Consider the following 19,655-nt stretch of genomic DNA (forward strand, 5'->3'; position numbering starts at 1 on the left):
GTCAGTATTAGGCCAGATGGCTGCCTTCGCCATCGGTATTCCTCCAGATCTCTACGCATTTCACCGCTACACCTGGAATTCTACCATCCTCTCCCATACTCTAGCTAACCAGTATCGAATGCAATTCCCAAGTTAAGCTCGGGGATTTCACATTTGACTTAATTAGCCACCTACGCGCGCTTTACGCCCAGTAAATCCGATTAACGCTCGCACCCTCTGTATTACCGCGGCTGCTGGCACAGAGTTAGCCGGTGCTTATTCTGCGAGTAACGTCCACGCATCTAGGGTATTATCCTAGAGCGCCTCCTCCTCGCTTAAAGTGCTTTACAACCAAAAGGCCTTCTTCACACACGCGGCATGGCTGGATCAGGGTTCCCCCCATTGTCCAATATTCCCCACTGCTGCCTCCCGTAGGAGTCTGGGCCGTGTCTCAGTCCCAGTGTGGCGGATCATCCTCTCAGACCCGCTACAGATCGTCGCCTTGGTAGGCCTTTACCCCACCAACTAGCTAATCCGACTTAGGCTCATCTATTAGCGCAAGGTCCGAAGATCCCCTGCTTTCCCCCGTAGGGCGTATGCGGTATTAGCATCCCTTTCGGAATGTTGTCCCCCACTAATAGGCAGATTCCTAAGCATTACTCACCCGTCCGCCGCTAAGAATCGGTAGCAAGCTACCTATCTCCGCTCGACTTGCATGTGTTAAGCCTGCCGCCAGCGTTCAATCTGAGCCATGATCAAACTCTTCAGTTAAAATCATTTTGTCACTTTATTCGAAGTGACCAAATCTGGCTCATCAATTTTCTGACTTAAATTTCGCTCAAATAAACTTCGAGTAATTTAAACCAATCAATCAATGATAATATTTCGATTAATCAATCAGTAAAAATCCACACAAGTTGTTCTTCATAATCTCTTAATGATCTTCTCGATGCTTCGTCAGCATCAAGCTAGGTCGGCTATATTACTCTTTATTTTTAGAAAGTCAACATGCAATGTTGATTTTATTTCTAAACTTACCACCTAAACCAGAACTCAACCATTTTAGCTAAATCCTTGTTTATCAACAAGTTTTTATCAACATCACCACCAATGGATGTGCATTATAGGCGAAATATTTACGCTTGCAAGCCCTTTGATAAAAAAATTTAATCATCCGATTATTTTTTATTCATTTTACCTTTTTTAGCTATAAATTTCGGCCAAAAGTGTTTAAATACTCTCTTAAAATGTGCGCTGGGTCGAATGACCCTGCTTTCTCTTTTTTGCTTTCAGTATTCAAAGCACTAGGATCTTTTATGCGTCAACAACAATATGTATGGATTAGCCTGCTGACTTTAGGGATAGCCTCCCCTGCTTTTGCCAATGAATCTGCAGTAGACAGTTCTACCCGCACCACAGCAGAAGCAGACTCATCTGCAGCAACCAGCAAAGCCCCTTCACGCTTTGAATCCTTAAAAGAGCTGAAAAATATTAAAGCACAAGATTTGAAAGTGAATGCCAATGCCGCACAACCGGAAAGTGTTAAAGATCCACTACAACCTTTAAACCGTCAGGTCTATGCCTTAAATGATGTGTTAGACCGCAATATCGCCCGTCCGCTGGCTGTGCAATATACAGAAAAAGTTCCTGGCGATGTGCGTGGTTCTTATCGTAACTTCCGTAAAAACCTGGGTGAACCATGGAATGCAGTAAACCAGCTGATTCAGGGCCGTCCGCTCAGAGCAGCAAAAACGCTGGGCCGTTTTACTGTAAATACCATCACCACTTTAGGTCTGGCTGATCCGGCCCGTCGTTTGGGAATGGAAACCGAAGATGAAGATTTTGGCACCACTTTAGGCTATTTCGGGGTGCCGTCTGGCCCGTATCTGGTTTTGCCGATTATTGGCCCAAGTACCTTCCGTGATGGTTTTAGCCGTCTGGTTGACAGTCAGGCCCGTCCACAAAAATACATTCTAGAAGATCATGATGGACTGTACTGGACCGAGCAGGCTTTACGCGGCATTGATGCCCGTTCCCAGATTCTGGATGTAGAACAGGTGTTACAAGGGGATCGCTATGCCGCTATTCGTGATATTTACCTGCAGCGTAAAAACTTTGAAATTGCCGAGAAAAAAGGCTTAGAGGCCGAGAGCATTTCATTTATTGAAGATGTCGAAGACGACTACATCGAAGATGAAGAAAACTTTGATTCAGTTGCACCGCTCACTGAATAATTTGTAATACTTCTTTCTGGCGGGAAGTTCAACTTCCCCTAGTAATTCATTGATTGTTATAGTACATCTATCCCCTAAAGCGCATAGGATTATATTCTACATTTATGTATTTCATTCAGCCCACACGTGATATTCCCTATCTAGATCAGGTGATTGACACACTGCCCAGTGTGCAAATGATTCGCATAGATGACATCGACCTATATGATCAGACCATCATTGCCATTGCCGATGTGCAGGATTATTTAACCCATCGCTGGAATTTACCGACCATTGTTTTGGGCTTTGAAGATGAAGGGCTGGCCCTATCGCAAGCCTGGGAGCAAGGTGCTTTAGCCGGCTGGATCTGGAGCAAACTGCCGACAGAACCGCAGCAGGCCCTGCTTAAAATTGATGCGCAATATAAACGCAATCAGGACAGCCGTGATTTACCCTCGGCTGCAGAGTTACAAAAACGTTTACTGCCAAACCCAATTGAACTGGTCAATTATGAAATTGAAACCCTGTTTCAACCTTCCGCCTATTTATCTGGCGACTGGTTCGATTACTGGAAAATTAGTGACAAAGAGCTGATTTTTTATCTGGCCGATGTGTCTGGCCATGGGGTAACCAGCAGTTTATTAACGTCATGGATGGCGGCTTTTCATGGTCGTTCCAAAACCCCGCGCGAGTTACTGAAAAAACTCAACGGGATGCTGGTACAGGAAAATATTGAAAAGCATATCACCATGATTAGCGGGATTTTAAACCTGGAAACCCATCAGCTGCGCTGGTCCAGTGCCGGACATTATCCGCCTGCGATTATCTTTGAACCGAATCAGCCACCGAAAATTTTAAACACCAGCAGCTTCCCTTTGGGTCTGACCGAAGACCTGGAAGTAGAAGAATATGAATGCGTGCTGTCACGTCAGGCGCGCTTTATTATCTGTTCAGATGGTGCGCTTGAACCTTATGTCGGCGGACTCAATGAACAGTTTGAACAACTGGTCTATCACTTGCAGAATCAGTCCTTTAAAGCGCCAGAACACGTGGCCGATGATATTGCCATCCTCAGTTTGTGCCGACTGAATTAATCACTTAATCAACCACTTAAAACCATCCTTAGACTTATGTCCATAGCAGACACTTGAGTCTGTGGTGTCCCTATGGGATAATTTTATCTATCCTTCTCTGCAAATGGCATTTATATGTCAACAGGTCATGTTGAATACGCAAGTTTGGATGGAACGCATATTTTCAAGCTGATCGGCGAAGTGCGTGCCCAATCTTGTATCAGTTTAGACAAACTACTCAGTAAAATTGAACAGCAAACCAATGTGGTCGGCGCCATTGTCGATTTAACTCAAACCACATTTATTGACAGTACTGTTTTGGGTGTTTTGGCAAAACTTGGGCTGAAACTTAAACAGGTACATCAGATTCAGACGGTCATGCTGTCGACCAATCCGGACATCACCACACTGGCCAATAGCATGGGCTTGGGACAGGTGTTTGTGATTCTGAATTACTGTGGCGATCCGAGTGTCTGCACCCGTGCCCTGATTGAAGAGCATGTGACGCATAGCAATATGCTCTCGACCGTACTGGATGCCCACAAAACCCTGATGAAACTCAACGACAGCAACCAGAATATGTTTGAACCCCTGGTCAAACAGCTACAAAAAGAACAGGACAACTTGGAACAGGTGTCTAATCAGCAAAACGTATAATTTTCAGTTTGGGAGAATGCCTGCATGACTTTCGTTTCTGTTGCACAGATGAACTCGCAAAATGATATTGAAGCCAATTTCAACACAGTCGAGCAGCTGATTCAGCAGAGTAAAGCCGCCGGCAGTGAACTGCTGGTTCTTCCTGAAAATTTTATCTGTTTTGCTGCCGGCAAGCAGCGCGAAACTGCAGCCCAGTTTGAATCTATTCAACAACGTCTGGAACAACTGGCCCATCAGCATCAAATCTGGCTGGTGGCGGGTACCCTGCCGTGTCCATTCCGCCCGGATGGTTCAGTCATTGAAGATGGCCGGGTACGTACTGTCAGCCTGTGTATCAGTCCGGAAAAAACCGAAGCCCGTTATGACAAGATTCACCTGTTTGATGTACAGGTGGGTGATGCCGTCGGGGGTTATCAGGAATCCAAATTCTTTGAACCGGGCCAAGACGTTGTGGTGGCCAAAACCCCATTTGGCAATATTGGCCTGATGGTCTGCTATGACCTACGTTTCCCGGAACTGGCGCTAAAACTGCGTGCACAAGGCGCCAATCTTCTGACAGCACCTTCTGCTTTTACCTACACCACTGGCCAGATGCACTGGCAGCTGCTGCTACAAGCACGTGCCATGGACAGTCAGTGTCAGGTTTTAGGTGCTGCCCAGCAAGGCTGGCACGGCGAAAAACGTCAAACCTGGGGTCATTCTGGTGCGACCAATTCCCGTGGACAATTACTGGCCATGGTGCAGGACGAAGGCGCGCAACTGATTACAGTCGAATTTGACCTGAAAGAACAGCAACAGGTACGCGAGTCAATGCCTTTAATGCAGCATCGCGTGTTAGTCAATTATTAAGTCTTTCCATTAATCTCACTAATATTGTGATCGACGTAGGCTTGTAACTCAAATATAATAATGATTCTTATTTTCAACAAAAAATTATCCTGATGTTTAAAAGCGTGATCACCAGTCTGGGGCTACTGTGCTCAACACTGGCCTTGGCCGAGCTGAGTATTTCTGAAAAAATGCGTCCTGTGGTTTATTCTCAGGTCAATCCGGAGATGGCACGTCTGCCAGTTCCAGCCACACCGAATCAGATGAATCTTCCGGCCTTTGGACAGGGACTGATTGGCTGGGGCAGCGGCCCGGAAGGTGCGCAAGCGCGTTTAGATTCCATCACAGCTGCCGATGTGCATCAGATGCAAATTCAAGGTTTAACCCTGGAGATGGTGCAGGCCTGGCAGGCATTTTATACTCATGAAAGCCAGCGCAATCCCGGCAATCCGACAGCACCCTTACGCGCCCTCTTAATGCAAAAAATCGTCAGCCTGTGGTAGGGACTGACGATTTTTTTAAACAGGCTCTACAGCTCTGCTAGTCTGCCGCTTCATTGGTGACACGTAACACTTCTTCGACTGTGGTTTTACCGGCCAGTACTTTACGCAAACCATCTTCACGAATCGAACCAGATTGCTGGCGCGCATAGTTTTCCAGTTCATACTCTGCAGCATTGCCATGAATCAGGCGGCGCATGTGATCATCTACCGGTACAATTTCATAAATGGCGGTCCTGCCAGTAAATCCGGTATGCGCACACTGCTCACAGCCTTTCGGTTTCGGCAGGCGCAACATGGTTTCACTGCTAACAGGTTTAAACAGTTCTTTTTCAAAGTCATCGGCATCATGCCAGGTGGCACAGTGCGAGCACAAGGTTCGGACCAGACGCTGCGCAATCACACCAATCAGGGAACTGGACAGCAGGAAAGGTTCAATGCCCATATCTTTTAAACGGGTTACGGCACCAATCGCAGTATTGGTGTGTAAGGTTGATAATACCAGATGACCAGTCAGCGAAGCCTGTACCGCAATTTCTGCAGTTTCCAGATCACGGATTTCCCCGACCATCACCACATCCGGGTCCTGACGCAGCATGGCTTTTAAAGCACGCGCGAAAGTCATATCGACCTTGGTGTTGACCTGAGTCTGCCCAATCCCTTCCAGCTGATATTCAATCGGGTCTTCAGCGGTCAGAATATTTTTCGAGCCATCATTCAGGTCCGATAGTGCTGCATACAAAGTCGTGGTTTTCCCCGAACCGGTTGGACCAGTCACCAAGATAATGCCATGCGGACGATGTACCAGCTGTTTTAGCCGGTCATAATCATTTTGCATCAGGCCCAAATGGGTCATGTTCAGCCGTCCGGCCTGTTTATCCAGCAGACGCATCACCACCCGTTCACCATGCGAAGATGGCAAGGTCGATACCCGCACATCGACTTCACGGCCCGCCAGTCGCAGCGAAATACGGCCATCTTGCGGAATGCGTTTTTCAGCAATATCCAGTTTGGCCATGACTTTAATCCGCGATACCAGTAACGGCGCCAGCTCACGACGCGGCTGTACAATTTCACGTAATTGTCCATCTACCCGCAAACGCACCGATAAGCGTTTTTCAAACGATTCAATATGAATATCCGACGCACCGACCCGAATGGCTTCGGACAGCAGTGCATTAATTAGCCGGACAATGGGCGCATCATCTTCCTGATCCATTAAATCTTCGGCTTCAGGCACCGAGTCGGCCAGACTGAGTAAATCCGGATGATCTTCCAGACCTGCCGCAACCTGTTGTGATTCCCCGGTATCGCCGGCAAAACTGCTGCTTAACAGCTGATGAAATTCCTGATCGGTACATAACTGGAACTGGGCCGGATGCCCGAGAAAACGGCGCGCCTCCTGAATAGCCAGCAGCGGCGTATTTTCACGGCGCACGATAAAAGCATGATCCCCCTCATAGCGAATTAGCACGCCATGGCGTTTTGCAAAACTATAGGGAATTTGTAATTGTTTAAGTACTTGCATCAGCGATTATAATAATGATGAAAAAATCTCATTTGAGTGTACTCTAAGCTTATGACAGCGTGAAGTCTGTTTTTATGGTTTTAAATTGAAAGGAAGACGCCCTTGCCGCATCCGAATGAATTACTGAATCATGATGAATTGCCCGATTTAAAATGGTGGGGCGAACACGAGTTTGAGCTGCATCAGCCCAAAGCCTGGCAATTTGGCTCCCTACTGTTTCGTTTAACACGCGGCATGCAGGAGTGGCGTCTGGAATATCATCGTCCGCAGGTGCAGTATGACTATGAACAGCAATGGCATCGCATCAATGACCCGAATTTTTCCTTTCCGCAGCCGGTGAAAATTGAACGCTACATGTTCAAATCGACCACCAACAAACTCCAGCTGATGCCGCGTCTGGCAGACCGTTCAGTGGTGATTAAACCGGTCGATCCAATTTATATTCCGGCTGGCCAGCGTGGGACACTGTACATTAGTACCCCGTTATGGATTGCCGGCTTTGTCGATGGCCAGCGCGAGCCGATTTTTGATTTGCCGGTGATTTTGCCCAAAGATACCTGGTTTGGACCGAATCACCGTTATGGCGAAATCTGTTATGCCACCGCGGTGGATGGCCGGACCGAGCTGCACCAGCTACGCCCGCGCGCTTTTCGTGCCATTACGCCTATCGAGTTTCATAATATCAGCAACCAGCAATTGCGCTTTGACCGGATGAATGTACCGGTGCCGGCACTGCCGCTATTTTTTAGTGAAAGTACCGGACGTTTATGGACCTCCCAAATTAAAGTCTTGCACGAAGGCTCTGACCGGCCACCACGGGTACGAATTGAAAACCGTACCCCACCGCATGCCGGTGAAGTGATTTATGTGCATCCGCCACGTGAAACCGCGGGGGCGTTATTTAATATGTTTGATTCATTCTTCTAGGGAGTAGACATGGCCGATTCCAATATCCCTAAAGAAATTACCAATAGCCTGAAAGGGATTTTCACCAATATCAACACCGAGCGCCTGACTGAAATTCTGGTGGCGCTGGTGCTGTGCTTCTTAGGCTTTCTGGTGGCGCGTTTTGTCTCTAATGCCTTTATCCGCACCATTGGGAAACGCTTTAATGCGCATCAGAGTCTGGTCTGGCGTCGCGGGATTTTCTACTTTATTTTCCTGATTTTTGTGATGGCCAGCCTGAAAGAAGCCGGCTTTAAACTTAGTGTCTTCCTGGGTGCAGCCGGTATCTTAACCGTGGCGTTGGGTTTCGCCTCACAAACCTCGGCTTCCAACCTGATCAGCGGTCTGTTCCTGATTGGTGAAGGTTCCTTTGAAGTGGGTGACACCATCCAGATTACCCTCATTCGTGGTCATACCGTAGAAGGTGAAGTGATTTCGATTGACCTGCTCTCGGTGAAACTGCTCACCCAGGACAACGTGTATGTGCGTTTACCGAACGAACAGCTGATTCGGGCGCCAGTACACAACCTGTCCAAATTCCCGATCCGGCGGATTCCAATTACTTTGGCCATTAATTTCCATGAAGATATTATCAAGGTGCGTGAAGTGCTGCTGGATGTGGCCAATAAATATCCATTGGTGCTGGCCGATCCGAAACCTGCGGTGACAGTAACTGCCTTCCGAGAATCCTCAATTGAACTGCTGTTTGCGATCTGGTGCCAGCAGGAAAATTTCCTGCGAGTACGTGATGAAATGCAGGAACGGATTCGTAATGGCTTTGTCGATAACCAGATTGAAATTCCGGTACCGAAAATGGGCTTTGTCGATCATCCGCTGTCCCGACCGCTGGAAAATGCAGAGATTGATCAATATGCCAATGAAAAAGCCCTGAAACGTGAACCGGATGTAAAATAAACTTTGTAATATTAGCCTTCTCCACCAAGAGAAGGCTTTTTCTATTCAGAGGGTGAGCGTTCAACCGGTTGTTCTGGATCGGGCATTGGCGCAATATAGGCAATGATCAGCATCACCGCACCGGCGGCTAAAAAGGAAATGACCCGGGTTAAAGTGCCAATATGCGACAGATCAAACAGCACCAGCTTTAAGCTGACAATCACCAGAATACTGCCGCCCAGGACCCAGACCGAACGCAGCTGTTTGCGGCTGGCCCAGCTCATGGTAACAAATGCTAGGCTAACCCAAAGTAAAGTCAAACTCAGTTGTACCGTGCCATTACGCCACAGCGCCAGTTCATTCAGCGGCGTCCCCAAATACACATGCAAGCCACGCAGCACAATATAGCTACTCAGCCACAATAAACTCAGCACCATCAACACTGCAGCCATGCTGCGGTCCAGCCCGGCCTTAACCTGTAACGACAGCATCCATAAAAAGCCGACCAGCATGGCGATGCTGACCAGATCAAAAGGATTTAAGATGGGCAGCAGATAGCCATGAAACGCCTGCTGGCTTAACAGCTGCGAACAGATCATCCAGGCCAGCATCAACAGCAAACTGCTTCGGGCCTGCCAGAACATCTGCCATTCGGGCTGTGCCTGCCAGTAACACCAGCCGCAAAACAGCAGCGGCAAAATCACCATACTAATATACGGCTGCTGCGGTAATAAAGTCAGACTGGTCAGTAGCAGACTGAGTAAAGTACCGGCACTGACCCATTCCTTTTCGGTTCGCACACCCAAAAGTGGCCTCAACCAGAGCAGGCTGAGGATGATGCCAGCTCCGGCAAAGAACAGCCGCTCATTGAAAGATGCCCAGACAATACTGCCCTGTTGCATCCGCAGCATGACAATTCCTGCCGCAAACAGCAGCAAGGGAACCAAGCCCGACCATTTGCTGAATAGCCAGGCCACCCCGGCCTGACGGCGTAACAGGATTTCATTCACAACCCAATAGGCCAGACCTAGAGTCAACAAGCTCAGCACCGCACTCAGCTCGCCGGACCATTCATCCTGGAGCAGCACCAGCAACATGGTGGTCGCCAGCAACATCAGCAGACATTGAAAGCCAATCATACTGCTACTAAGTTGTTGCTGAAATTGCAGCCGGCTATTGGACAGCAATACCACGCCCACATAGCTCAGGCACAGCACCCAGAACATGGCGCGTGGAAATACAATCAGCTCCACCAGATAATACAGACTCGACAGTCCCGCCACGACCAGCAGGCCCATGGCCAGATACAGACTGATTTTGGACTGCCGCACCAGCCCCAACAGGAAAATCAGCAGGCCTTCAATGGCCCAGCCCATAACACTTTTTTCAGCTGGTAATAAAATCGGCGGAATTAAGGCCAGAAAAATTAAGGTCAGGCTTAAATAGCTGTGCGCAATTAGCTGTACCGTTTGATGGTGTCTGGACAATCGGTACAACACGGCGAACAGCAGTGCAAACAGCAGACTAAGCCCTGCCTGCCAGGCCGTGTCCTGAAAATGCATCACATATAAACCACTATAGGCCAGCAATGGAGCAGCAAAAATCAGCCCGATATCCAGCGCCGGCTTGAGCTTAAACTTGTCTAAGTCCTGCTGTGCCAATAACTGGCTAAAGCGGAAACCCAGCCAGATAAAGATAGCGGCATGTGCCAGAATCAGTACGGTCATCAGGTCACGGTCAGTATCGCTACCATGCACGAAGGCATAGCTGCCACCGACCAGCACGGTCATTAAAAAGGCAATCTGATTCAGAAACTTCCATGGCCGCAGGCTGCTGAGCACGGCCACCGCAATATTAATCACCAGATAATAGCCAATAAATTCAGGCGCAGTTGCATCACGCACCGGTAAGGTAAATGGTGCAAGATAGGCCATCACCATGGCCATTAACGCCAGTTCAACCGACTGCTGTCTTAAACTCAGCCATAACGTCAGGGCCATTAGCAGCAGAAAACAGCCACTGGCAATCAGCAAGTTTGGAATCACCGCATTGTAATAGGCAAAGAATAAGGTCAGACACAAGGCCGCCAGCCCGAGCCCTTCCAGCCCCAGAGCAAAACTGCGATTGCGCTGTTGCAGGCGATAACCCAGTCCGGTCACGGCAGCACTGCTCAGCGCGACCATGGCCAGTTTGGTGGCCAGGCTCAGCTGCCAATGTTCCGTGGCAAAACGCAGCAGCAGAATAATGCCGATCACCAGAATAGAAATCGCGGTTTTCAGCACCGGATTACCGTCAAAAATCCAGTGTTTGATTTGCTGGACTAAATTGGGAGCAGGCACTGGCGTAGCTTCAGCTGTTGCACTAAACGGTAAAGGCGGTATGTCCGGCTGTACCGAAGAAGCCGGCTGCGGCAAAAAATGCTGGGCCTGTTGAATGTGGCCCAAATACTGTTCCAGACGCCGCAGCCAGCGCAGAAAAAAGAAAATCCAGGCCGCAGCGCCAGCAGCAATCATCCAGCCCCAATCCAGCAGCCCACCGACCACGGCAATAATCGAGGAGAGATACAGCGGCACTTTGGAGGTGGCACGAAATGCAATTAACCTTTGTTCGCCTAGCGCCTGGGCCGGTTGCTGAATAGCATCGACATAGTGCATGACACTCATCAGCAGTGCAAAACCACAGACATAGGTCAGCAGTGGAAATGATAAAAACCACGCGCTGATGGCGACAATCATCAGGCTCATCAACCAGATCATGCGGATTTCGCTCTGCCCTCTCAGCATCTTGTTTTATTCCTTTATTAATTGTGCTGATCATACAACAACTTGCACAGTGCTTATTTTATATTCATCAGATATTCGGTAACCTGCATATACAATCATCACTCAGCGTGCGTGTGTAAAATCACGTACAATAAACAGGTTTTTTGGATTAGGAAACTTTCAATGCCACCATTTGTCTTGGTCGATGGGTCTTATTTTTTATTTCGTGCGTTTCACGCCTTACCCCCTTTAACCACGTCAACCGGTATACATACCAACGCCATCCGTGGGGCAATTTCCGCAATCCAGAAACTGATGCGCCGTACCCAGCCCACCCATATGGCGGTGATTTTTGATACCCCGGAACCAACCTTCCGTCACGAACTGTCACCCATTTATAAAGGTGACCGTCCAAGTATGCCAGATGAACTGTCACAGCAGATTCCTTATTTACACGCCTTAATTCGCGCACTGGGGATTCCTCTTTATATGCTGCCGGGTGCCGAAGCCGACGATATTATTGGCACGCTGGCCAAACGCGCCGAAGCCGAAGGTCATCAGGTGTTAATTTCCACCGGCGACAAAGACATGGCTCAGCTGGTGACCGACAAAGTTACGCTGGAAGACAGCTTCAAAGAAAAGCCAATGGATGTGCAGGGTGTCTTTGAGAAATTTGGCGTCTGGCCGAATCAGATTGTTGATTATCTGACCCTGATGGGCGATGCCTCGGACGGGATTATGGGTGTTCCGGGCGTGGGTGCTAAAACTGCCGCCAAACTGCTGACTGAATACGGCTCTTTAGGCGGAATTCTAGAAAATGTCGACAAAATTAAAGGTCGCGTTGGCCAGAATATTAAAGACAATGTCGATGGTATTGCCATTGATCATCAACTGGCCAGTATTGTCTGTGATCTGGACATGGGCCTGACCTTTGCAGACCTGAAACTGTGCGATCCAAATACCGAAGAATTGCGCCGCCTGTATACCGAACTGGAGTTCCGGAACCAGCTGCAGTCGCTCGATCATCCGAACAACCCGAACAGCAACAGCTACAAACAGGTCAGCCAGGCCATTAGCCAAACCCCAGCGGCCGCAGAAGTCGCTACTGAAGATCAGGCCCAGCTCAGCAGCAGTGAAGACCAGCTAGGTGAAGCCACCTATCATACGGTGTTAAGCCCGGCAGACTGGGATGCGCTATTCCAGCGTTTAAGCACCGCCACACGTTTTGCCTTTGATACCGAAACCACCAGCCTAGATTATCGGATTGCCCAGATTGTCGGCTTCTCGGTGGCTTTTGATGCTACGGAAGCCTTCTATGTGCCTTTGGCGCATGACTATGCCGGCGCACCGGAACAGTTAAACCGTGAAGCGGTGCTGGCGCAGATCAAACCGATTCTGGAAAATCCAGCGGTTGAAAAAATTGGCCATCATTTAAAATATGATGCGCATGTGCTGGAAAACCACGGCATTCACTTACAGGGCTGGTATTTTGACACCATGCTGGCCTCGTATGTCTTAAATTCTGTCGCCACCCGTCATGGGATGGATGATGTGGCACGTTTGTATTTAAGTCACCTGACCACCACCTATGAACAGATTGCCGGTAAAGGCGCCAAACAGAAAACCTTTAACCAGATCGAGATTGAAACAGCTGCGCATTATGCCGCCGAAGATGCACATGTGACGTATCGCCTGTATGAAGTGCTGAATGAAAAGTTACAGCGTCATCCGGAACTAAGCAATCTGCTGCATCATATTGAAATGCCGGTAGCACGCGTGCTAACCCAGATGGAAGAAAACGGCATCAAGCTGGATCTGAATTTCCTGGATCAACTAGGAGTAGAATTCTCCAATACCATGCTGCAACTGGAACAGCAGATTATTGAACTGGCCGGCCAGCCGTTTAATGTCAGCTCGCCAAAACAGGTTGGCGAAATCCTGTTTGAAAAACTGGGCATCAAAGGCGGCAAGAAAACTGCCACCGGCCAATACAGCACCAGTGAAAGCATTCTAGAAAAGATTGAGCACCCGATTGCCAGCCTGATTGTGGAATATCGCGGTCTGTCGAAACTGAAAAGTACCTATACCGATGGCTTGCAAAAACAGGCCAACAGCAGCAGCCATCGCGTGCATACCAGTTATCATCAGGCCCTCACCGCGACCGGCCGTCTGTCTTCCACCGATCCGAATCTGCAAAATATTCCGGTACGTATGGATATTGGCCGTCAAATTCGTAAAGCCTTTATTGCACCAGAAGGCCGCGTATTACTGGCTGCCGACTATTCGCAAATTGAACTGCGTTTAATGGCGCATTTCTCGCAAGATGACGCGCTGGTTGATGCCTTCAATCATGGTCAGGATGTACACCGCCGTACCGCAGCAGAAGTGTTGAATATTGCCCTGGAAGATGTCACGCCAGATCAGCGCCGCCAGGCCAAAGCGGTTAACTTCGGCCTGTTATATGGTATGTCCGAATTTGGTCTGATCCGTCAATTGGGCTTTACCCGGGAAGAATCGCAGAACTATATCAAGCAATACTTCCAGCGTTATCCGGGCATTTATGAATATATGCAGCGCACCCGTCAGGTGGCTCTGGAACAAGGCTTTGTTGAAACCCTGACCGGCCGCCGTTTATATACCCCGGATATTGATGCCCGTAACATGATGGTGCGTAAAGCAGCAGAACGTGCAGCAATTAATGCGCCCTTACAAGGCTCTGCGGCAGATATTATTAAAATGGCCATGGTGGAGGTAGATAAAATGCTGCCACGCCATCAGGCCAAAATGCTGCTACAGGTGCACGATGAACTGGTGTTTGAAGTCGATGCCAATGTCGCCGATGAACTGGCACCCAAACTGGCCGAAGTGATGCAGTCGGTGATTGAACTGTCTGTTCCGCTAGTGGTTGAAGTGGGCAAAGGCCAGAACTGGGATGAAGCACACTAAAGTCTTTCCACCTTCCTCCTCGGAGGAAGGCTGGGCTGAAGGTCATTTGCCTCTTGGGCGAAATATCAAGGTCTTCACCTCAAAACTTGAGCCATAAAAAAGGACTCAATTGAGTCCTTTTTTTCTTGAGCTGAATTTATTAGAAGCCGGTCAGCAAAACAATCGCCACCTGGTTCATCAGAATTTCAGCAATATACAAGGCCAGAAATGCCAGAATTGGAGACAGGTCAATCATGCCCATATTCGGCATGATCCGGCGAAACGGTGCCAGCAAGGGTTCTGCCAGCTCCTGCATCACTTCAATATAAGGCCCGCGTGACTGGGTAAACATCACTACCCAGCTTAAAATAATGGTGGCAAAAATCAGGTAACGACAGAAACGTAGCAGGTCCTGAATCATGGTCACAAAGGTGAGAATCAGCAGATGTACCGGGCCATTAGGCATCGCCCCGTTTAAATACATCATGCCGTAATTTTTCAGCAGATAAAGCACCACCAGCAGCGCCAATGCCGCCAGATTCACCCGGCCTTTTGCCACGGTCGGGAAAATACGGCTAAATACATCTACAATTTTCGTGGCCTTGATCGTAGACAACACCACCGGATTATAAGGACTCACCGCAGCCAGCTGCATGAGAAAACGGAAGAAGACGAGCAAAATCGCTACGTTAATGATGATGCCAAAAATTAGCGCAGAATTTGCACCCATACTTGAACGTTCCTAAAATTAAATACTTTATTTAATGCTGTCACTCAGCTCGGCAGCCAGTTCCTGACTGCGTGTTTTGGCAGCCGCCAACGCCGCCTGAATATTCTGCGACACTTGCGCACGGTCAAACACTTCCAACGCTGCCTGCGTGGTCCCGTTTGGAGAGGTCACGTTTTTACGCAGCTCTGCCGGGGTATTGGAACTGGTAATTGCCATTTGTGCCGCACCCAACGCAGTTTGCAAGGTTAAAGCCGTTGCCACTTTTTCATCCAGGCCCAAATTTTTGCCGGCACGAATCATACTTTCCATCATATAGAAAAAGTAAGCCGGGCCAGAACCGGATACTGCCGTGACTGCATCAATTTGCGCTTCAGAGTTTACCCAAATTGTTAAACCCGTGGCAGCCAAAACCTGACTTGCCAATTCACGGTCTTTGCTATCGACCGCATCATGCGCATATAAACCATGCGCACCAGTTTGTACCAGCGCCGGGGTATTTGGCATCACCCGTACCACACGGTCGGTATCGAGCAATGCCGAAATGGTAGCAATTTCTGCACCAGCAACAATCGAAATCACCAGTTTGCCTTCAAACTGCCCTTTTAGCGGTTGCAGCACGCTGGCCAGTACCTGCGGTTTGACCGCGAACACCACAATATCGGCATCACGAATGGCAGCCTGGTTGTCTTCGGTCACATGTACATCTTTTTCTTCCAGCAACAAACGGATTTTTTCGACCGGATCAGCAACTGTAATACGCGTTGAAGGCATGCCACGTGCAATCAGACCGCCAATTAAGGCCTGCGCCATATTTCCGCCACCAATAAAACTAATATTACAATTTAACACTGCACTCATGATTCACACTCTTGGTTGAGTTCTTTATAGTTAAGAGATTAAAGTCGGTTGCCAGCCATCCGGTTCGCAATAGGCAGAATCTGCCAGCCAAAACCCTTTTGGCGTGAAAACCCCTAGCATAACATTATCTCTGCTTAATATTTGAATTGTATGACGCTTCCAAGGAAAAATTTGTGCCTGTTGTATCGCCTTTTTTAATGGCCAGGCCCCGACACGTCCATGAAGATGGATTTTTTCTCCGCCCACTCGCGTACTTAAAGTCAATTCTTGTTGGAGTAATGCAAAAGACAAACCAACCTGATGCGGTGCATTCAACTGAAACTGTCCGGCTGGTAAATCTAGGGTTTGCCCCAACTGGCAGCACACTGGTTCCCGCGCAGGGATGGCCTGTTGACTGGCCAAATATTCCAGCTGGGGCAGACGGTAAATGACATTTTGATAGCGCACATAATAAAAGCCATTGCAATGCAAAGCTGCTTGCGCATCGGCCCGGGCCTGAATCACTTCCTGCTGAATGCGCTGCACCATGTCAAAACTTGGCCGGTACTGGCTGTCCCCTTTCATCCAGAATGACAGTAACTGGCGTTGCCGTGCCTCGGACAATTGCTGAATACGGTGTAAATCCAGATGCTCGGCATCGCCACAGTTGGCCAAATCCTGCAGCAATACTTCGGTCAGAATCTGCTCGGCATCCTGCATCAGCTGGCTGCTGCGGCAAATGCTTTGCTGCATTTTGGGAAAGCGCGCGTTTAACAGCGGCCACAACTGTTCCCGGCACCAGGCCCGGTCGTAGTGAATATCCTGATTGGTCGGATCTTGAATATGTGGAATCGAAAGCTGCTGGCACCAGCTCTGAATCTGCTCACGCGATAAAGATAGCAATGGTCGCCAGATTGACAGCTCAGGACGAAAATCGAAAGTTTTCATGGCGGCAAGACCAGGAATTCCAGCACCGGAAAACAGGCGCAATAACACCGTTTCCGCCTGATCCTGCTGATGATGGGCCAGTACCAATATCTCGTTGGTTTGAATATGCTGCTGAAATGCCTGATAACGTGCGGCGCGCGCCTGCTGTTCCAGATTGCCTTCGGCGACCTGTACCGCTTGAATGATGCAGGGAATATTGAAGGTCTGACAATACTTCTGGACAAATTTGCCCCAGGCCTGGCTGGAAGGCTGTAATTGATGATCAATATAAATGGCCCGGACTTTTTCCGGGCATAAAAACGCCATCAGATGCAGCAGCAGCATAGAATCCATGCCGCCACTACATCCGATGAGAAAATGCGTATCTTCTGGAAAAGACTGAATCTGGGTTAAGACGCCAGTCCTAAATTGTCGCTGCCAAACTTCATCAAACGCTGGTAACGTGCTTCGCATCGTTCTTGTGCATCCATCGGTTGCAATTCTTCTAGAGCCTGTTTTAACACGGCTTTTAAATCTTGCATGACTTTTTCTGGTTGCAAGTGAGCACCCTCACCTTCATCAACCACATATTCAACAATACCCATCTGCTGTAATTTTTCAGCAGTCAGTGCCAATGCTTCACTTGCCTGTTCTGCTTTTTCTGCAGTTTTCCACAAAATAGATGCACAGCCTTCTGGAGAAATCACTGAATAAATACTGTGAGATAACATCACCACACGGTCCGCCACACCAATACCCAAGGCACCGCCTGAACCTCCTTCACCTAAAACTGTTGCCACGACCGGCACTTTCAGGTTCGATAATTGAGCAAGACTGGTAGCAATCGCTTCCGCCTGACCACGTTCTTCTGCACCCACCCCCGGATAAGCCCCCATGGTGTCAATAAAGGTAAAGACCGGCAGCTTGAAACGTTCTGCCATATCCAGCAAACGCTGTGCCTTACGGTAACCTTCCGGGTTACTCATGCCGAAATTGTGCTGCAATTTTTCGCGGGTACTGCGACCACGATGCTGGCCCACGACCATGACCGGCTGACCATCGAAGCGTGCCAAGCCACCCACCATTGCACCATCATCACCAAATAAACGGTCGCCGTGCAACGCATCAAATTCAGTGAAAATTTCGCCTACATAGTCCAGGAATTGCGGACGCTCTGGATGTCGTGCAATTTGGACCGTTGTCCATGCTTTTGATTGAGCAGCTTTATTTTTCATAAGTCGACTGTTATCCCTAAATTAACCAAAACGTTAATCGACAAATTGTTCCGAATGAATTTTTAATTCAATGTCCCAATTCTTGAACTGCACTTGTTCATCGTGCAATTCAGCGACAAGCAATGGCCATTGTTTAGCATCACCCGAAACGCTGAGCTGCCATTGTTGCGCATTCTGAACACTCAATTCAATGGCAGGAAGCATCTGATCGCTGCGACTGTGATTGACTAAAACTGCTAGGCGCAGCAGCAGACATAAATGCATTAATTTATGGCCACCGACCTTGTTGACATCAATTTTATCGTCCTGACGCAGCTTGCGGCGATGGTGCGCAACCAGATGCGACAGATGGTTTTGATCAATTTGTGAAAAGCCCGGAATATCCGAATGTTGTAATAAATAAGCACCATGACGATGATAGCCACCATGACTGATCGCCAGACCAATTTCATGTAAATAGGCCGCGCGGCGCAGTAAATCACTGTCATCGCTGGTCAATTTCAGCTCCGCGGCTACGCCTTCAAACAGGTGCTGCGCGGTTTTGACCACACGTTCTGCCTGTTTCGGATCGGCGTTATAACGGCCCATCAGCGCCTGCACACTGCGGTCTCGGATATCTTCATGCTGGAAACGGCCCAGCAGGTCATACATTACGCCTTCACGTAAGGCACCATCGGAATAAACCAGTTTATCAATATCTAAAATATCAAAAACTGCATATAAAATCGCAATCCCGGCTGGCAAAACTGCTCGTCGATCTTCTTTTAAACCGTCAAAGTCCATTTCAGAGACATGCTTGTATTTAAGCAGTTTATCTTTGAGTTTTTCCAGGCCCTCACGGGTCAGATTTTCCTGCGCATTGCTCCAGCCCATATTCACGGTAATCTGGCGGCAGGCTTTAATGGTGCCACTTGAGCCTACTACGGTATCCCAGCCGGCATTTTTATAAGTATTGGCAATGGTGGATAATTCTTTGCGTGCGGCAAACACGGCTTTGTCAAAACTTTTATGGTTAATTTCACCTTTGGCGAAAAAGGCTTTGGTATAGGCCACACAGCCCATCTGTAAAGATTCGGTATGAATAGGTTCGAATTCTTCACCAATAATCAGCTCGGTTGAACCACCGCCAATATCAATCACCAGGCGGCGACCACTGTTTTCCATGGTGTGCGACACGCCCAGATAAATTAAGCGGGCTTCTTCACGACCGGCAATAATTTCAATGGGTTTTGGCAAGATTTCTGCGGCTTTTTGAATAAATTCATGTCCGTTTTTGGCCTGACGCAAGGCGTTGGTGGCAACAATACGTAAACGGTTCGGCTGTACAGCGCTTAAACGTCCGACAAAGCGTGCCAAACAGGCTAAACCGCGCTGCTGTGCGGCTTCGGTTAAATTTTTATTCTCATCTAAACCAGCGGCAAGCTGTACTTTTTCTGACATTGATGCCACTTTTTTTACTTCACCATGATCCACACGGGCAATGGCCAGGTGGAAGCTGTTCGACCCCATATCGATGGCTGCAAGTAACTCTTCATCAATTAAAAAATCAGACATTCTTCAAACAAACCTATACAGAATTGTGCCTAGAGTAATTCACATACATGCAATTTAAAAGCCATTTG

At 48.5% G+C, this 19,655-nt stretch carries 15 protein-coding genes and 1 rRNA gene; 8 read left to right on the plus strand and 8 right to left on the minus strand.

From position 1 onward, the window contains the following. Positions 1-750, minus strand: a 16S ribosomal RNA gene (locus FTU55_RS03650); the annotation flags it as partial. A 545-nt stretch (positions 751-1,295) separates the two neighbouring features. Here FTU55_RS03650 and FTU55_RS03655 point away from each other — a divergent pair. From FTU55_RS03655 to FTU55_RS03675, 5 genes are all read left to right on the plus strand, one after another. After that, positions 1,296-2,213 carry a VacJ family lipoprotein gene (locus FTU55_RS03655; RefSeq protein ID WP_180046213.1) on the plus strand — a complete coding sequence of 306 codons (918 nt, stop codon included), beginning with the start codon at positions 1,296-1,298 and terminating at the stop codon, positions 2,211-2,213. 104 nt (positions 2,214-2,317) lie between these two features. Then, entirely contained in the window at positions 2,318-3,286 is a 969-nt protein-coding gene (gene gigA / locus FTU55_RS03660) for an RsbU family protein phosphatase GigA (protein WP_104472728.1), read from the plus strand. Between the two features lie 114 nt (positions 3,287-3,400). Next, positions 3,401-3,922, plus strand: a complete 522-nt coding sequence (gigB, locus tag FTU55_RS03665) for an anti-anti-sigma factor GigB (protein ID WP_104472729.1) — start codon at positions 3,401-3,403, stop codon at positions 3,920-3,922. A 24-nt stretch (positions 3,923-3,946) separates the two neighbouring features. Continuing rightward, complete coding sequence (locus FTU55_RS03670; RefSeq protein ID WP_005182522.1) at positions 3,947-4,771, plus strand: carbon-nitrogen hydrolase family protein; 825 nt, start codon at positions 3,947-3,949, stop codon at positions 4,769-4,771. 92 nt (positions 4,772-4,863) lie between these two features. Beyond that, positions 4,864-5,253, plus strand: a complete 390-nt coding sequence (locus FTU55_RS03675) for a DUF4951 domain-containing protein (RefSeq protein WP_168383403.1) — start codon at positions 4,864-4,866, stop codon at positions 5,251-5,253. A 37-nt stretch (positions 5,254-5,290) separates the two neighbouring features. On the opposite strand, the gene gspE is transcribed toward FTU55_RS03675, so the two are convergent. Next, on the minus strand, positions 5,291-6,778 hold the full coding sequence (gene gspE / locus FTU55_RS03680) for a type II secretion system ATPase GspE (protein WP_075167381.1): 1,488 nt from the start codon (positions 6,776-6,778) through the stop codon (positions 5,291-5,293). 123 nt (positions 6,779-6,901) lie between these two features. On the opposite strand from gspE, the gene FTU55_RS03685 reads away from it, so the two are divergent. Together FTU55_RS03685 and FTU55_RS03690 are read left to right on the plus strand one after the other, a co-directional pair. Further along, positions 6,902-7,705 (plus strand): hypothetical protein, encoded by an 804-nt coding sequence (locus FTU55_RS03685; RefSeq protein ID WP_034598323.1) that lies wholly within the window; start codon positions 6,902-6,904, stop codon positions 7,703-7,705. A 9-nt stretch (positions 7,706-7,714) separates the two neighbouring features. Further along, positions 7,715-8,638: a mechanosensitive ion channel family protein gene (locus FTU55_RS03690; protein ID WP_005182510.1), complete on the plus strand. Its 924-nt coding sequence runs from the start codon at positions 7,715-7,717 to the stop codon at positions 8,636-8,638. A gap of 41 nt (positions 8,639-8,679) precedes the next feature. Here FTU55_RS03690 and FTU55_RS03695 read toward each other — a convergent pair whose 3' ends face one another. Then, complete coding sequence (locus FTU55_RS03695) at positions 8,680-11,400, minus strand: DUF2339 domain-containing protein (RefSeq protein WP_180046214.1); 2,721 nt, start codon at positions 11,398-11,400, stop codon at positions 8,680-8,682. 162 nt (positions 11,401-11,562) lie between these two features. Between FTU55_RS03695 and polA the strand changes: the two genes are divergently transcribed. Beyond that, a complete protein-coding gene (polA, locus tag FTU55_RS03700; RefSeq protein WP_127799096.1) occupies positions 11,563-14,325 on the plus strand; it encodes a DNA polymerase I in 2,763 nt (920 codons plus the stop codon). Between the two features lie 139 nt (positions 14,326-14,464). Here the strand turns inward: polA and FTU55_RS03705 are convergent, their stop codons facing one another. Genes FTU55_RS03705 through ppx form a run of 5 tightly spaced genes read right to left on the minus strand, consistent with a single transcriptional unit; the run spans position 14,465 to position 19,587 of the window. Then, entirely contained in the window at positions 14,465-15,034 is a 570-nt protein-coding gene (locus FTU55_RS03705) for a YggT family protein (protein ID WP_180046216.1), read from the minus strand. A gap of 27 nt (positions 15,035-15,061) precedes the next feature. Further along, positions 15,062-15,892: a pyrroline-5-carboxylate reductase gene (proC, locus tag FTU55_RS03710; RefSeq protein WP_005182498.1), complete on the minus strand. Its 831-nt coding sequence runs from the start codon at positions 15,890-15,892 to the stop codon at positions 15,062-15,064. A 30-nt stretch (positions 15,893-15,922) separates the two neighbouring features. Then, entirely contained in the window at positions 15,923-17,272 is a 1,350-nt protein-coding gene (gene tilS / locus FTU55_RS03715) for a tRNA lysidine(34) synthetase TilS (RefSeq protein ID WP_180046218.1), read from the minus strand. Further along, entirely contained in the window at positions 17,209-18,033 is an 825-nt protein-coding gene (locus tag FTU55_RS03720) for an acetyl-CoA carboxylase carboxyltransferase subunit alpha (protein WP_045795976.1), read from the minus strand. Before FTU55_RS03720 ends, tilS begins: the two co-directional genes overlap by 64 nt. Before the next feature lie 33 nt (positions 18,034-18,066). Then, positions 18,067-19,587 carry an exopolyphosphatase gene (gene ppx / locus FTU55_RS03725; protein ID WP_180046221.1) on the minus strand — a complete coding sequence of 507 codons (1,521 nt, stop codon included), beginning with the start codon at positions 19,585-19,587 and terminating at the stop codon, positions 18,067-18,069. Between the last annotated feature and the right edge of the window lie 68 nt (positions 19,588-19,655).

It is taken from the genome of Acinetobacter sp. YH12117 (assembly GCF_013418865.1).
In the GTDB taxonomy this organism is placed as follows: domain Bacteria; phylum Pseudomonadota; class Gammaproteobacteria; order Pseudomonadales; family Moraxellaceae; genus Acinetobacter; species Acinetobacter indicus.

Bases quoted from the DNA above. Each gene is read 5' to 3' on its own strand.
- FTU55_RS03655 (WP_180046213.1), top strand. From the start codon at position 1,296: ATGCGTCAACAACAATATGTATGGATTAGCCTGCTGACTTTAGGGATA.
- gigA (WP_104472728.1), top strand. From the start codon at position 2,318: ATGTATTTCATTCAGCCCACACGTGATATTCCCTATCTAGATCAGGTG.
- gigB (WP_104472729.1), top strand. From the start codon at position 3,401: ATGTCAACAGGTCATGTTGAATACGCAAGTTTGGATGGAACGCATATT.
- FTU55_RS03670 (WP_005182522.1), top strand. From the start codon at position 3,947: ATGACTTTCGTTTCTGTTGCACAGATGAACTCGCAAAATGATATTGAA.
- FTU55_RS03675 (WP_168383403.1), top strand. From the start codon at position 4,864: ATGTTTAAAAGCGTGATCACCAGTCTGGGGCTACTGTGCTCAACACTG.
- gspE (WP_075167381.1), bottom strand. From the start codon at position 6,778: ATGCAAGTACTTAAACAATTACAAATTCCCTATAGTTTTGCAAAACGC.
- FTU55_RS03690 (WP_005182510.1), top strand. From the start codon at position 7,715: ATGGCCGATTCCAATATCCCTAAAGAAATTACCAATAGCCTGAAAGGG.
- FTU55_RS03695 (WP_180046214.1), bottom strand. From the start codon at position 11,400: ATGCTGAGAGGGCAGAGCGAAATCCGCATGATCTGGTTGATGAGCCTG.
- polA (WP_127799096.1), top strand. From the start codon at position 11,563: ATGCCACCATTTGTCTTGGTCGATGGGTCTTATTTTTTATTTCGTGCG.
- FTU55_RS03705 (WP_180046216.1), bottom strand. From the start codon at position 15,034: ATGGGTGCAAATTCTGCGCTAATTTTTGGCATCATCATTAACGTAGCG.
- proC (WP_005182498.1), bottom strand. From the start codon at position 15,892: ATGAGTGCAGTGTTAAATTGTAATATTAGTTTTATTGGTGGCGGAAAT.
- tilS (WP_180046218.1), bottom strand. From the start codon at position 17,272: ATGCGAAGCACGTTACCAGCGTTTGATGAAGTTTGGCAGCGACAATTT.
- FTU55_RS03720 (WP_045795976.1), bottom strand. From the start codon at position 18,033: ATGAAAAATAAAGCTGCTCAATCAAAAGCATGGACAACGGTCCAAATT.
- ppx (WP_180046221.1), bottom strand. From the start codon at position 19,587: ATGTCTGATTTTTTAATTGATGAAGAGTTACTTGCAGCCATCGATATG.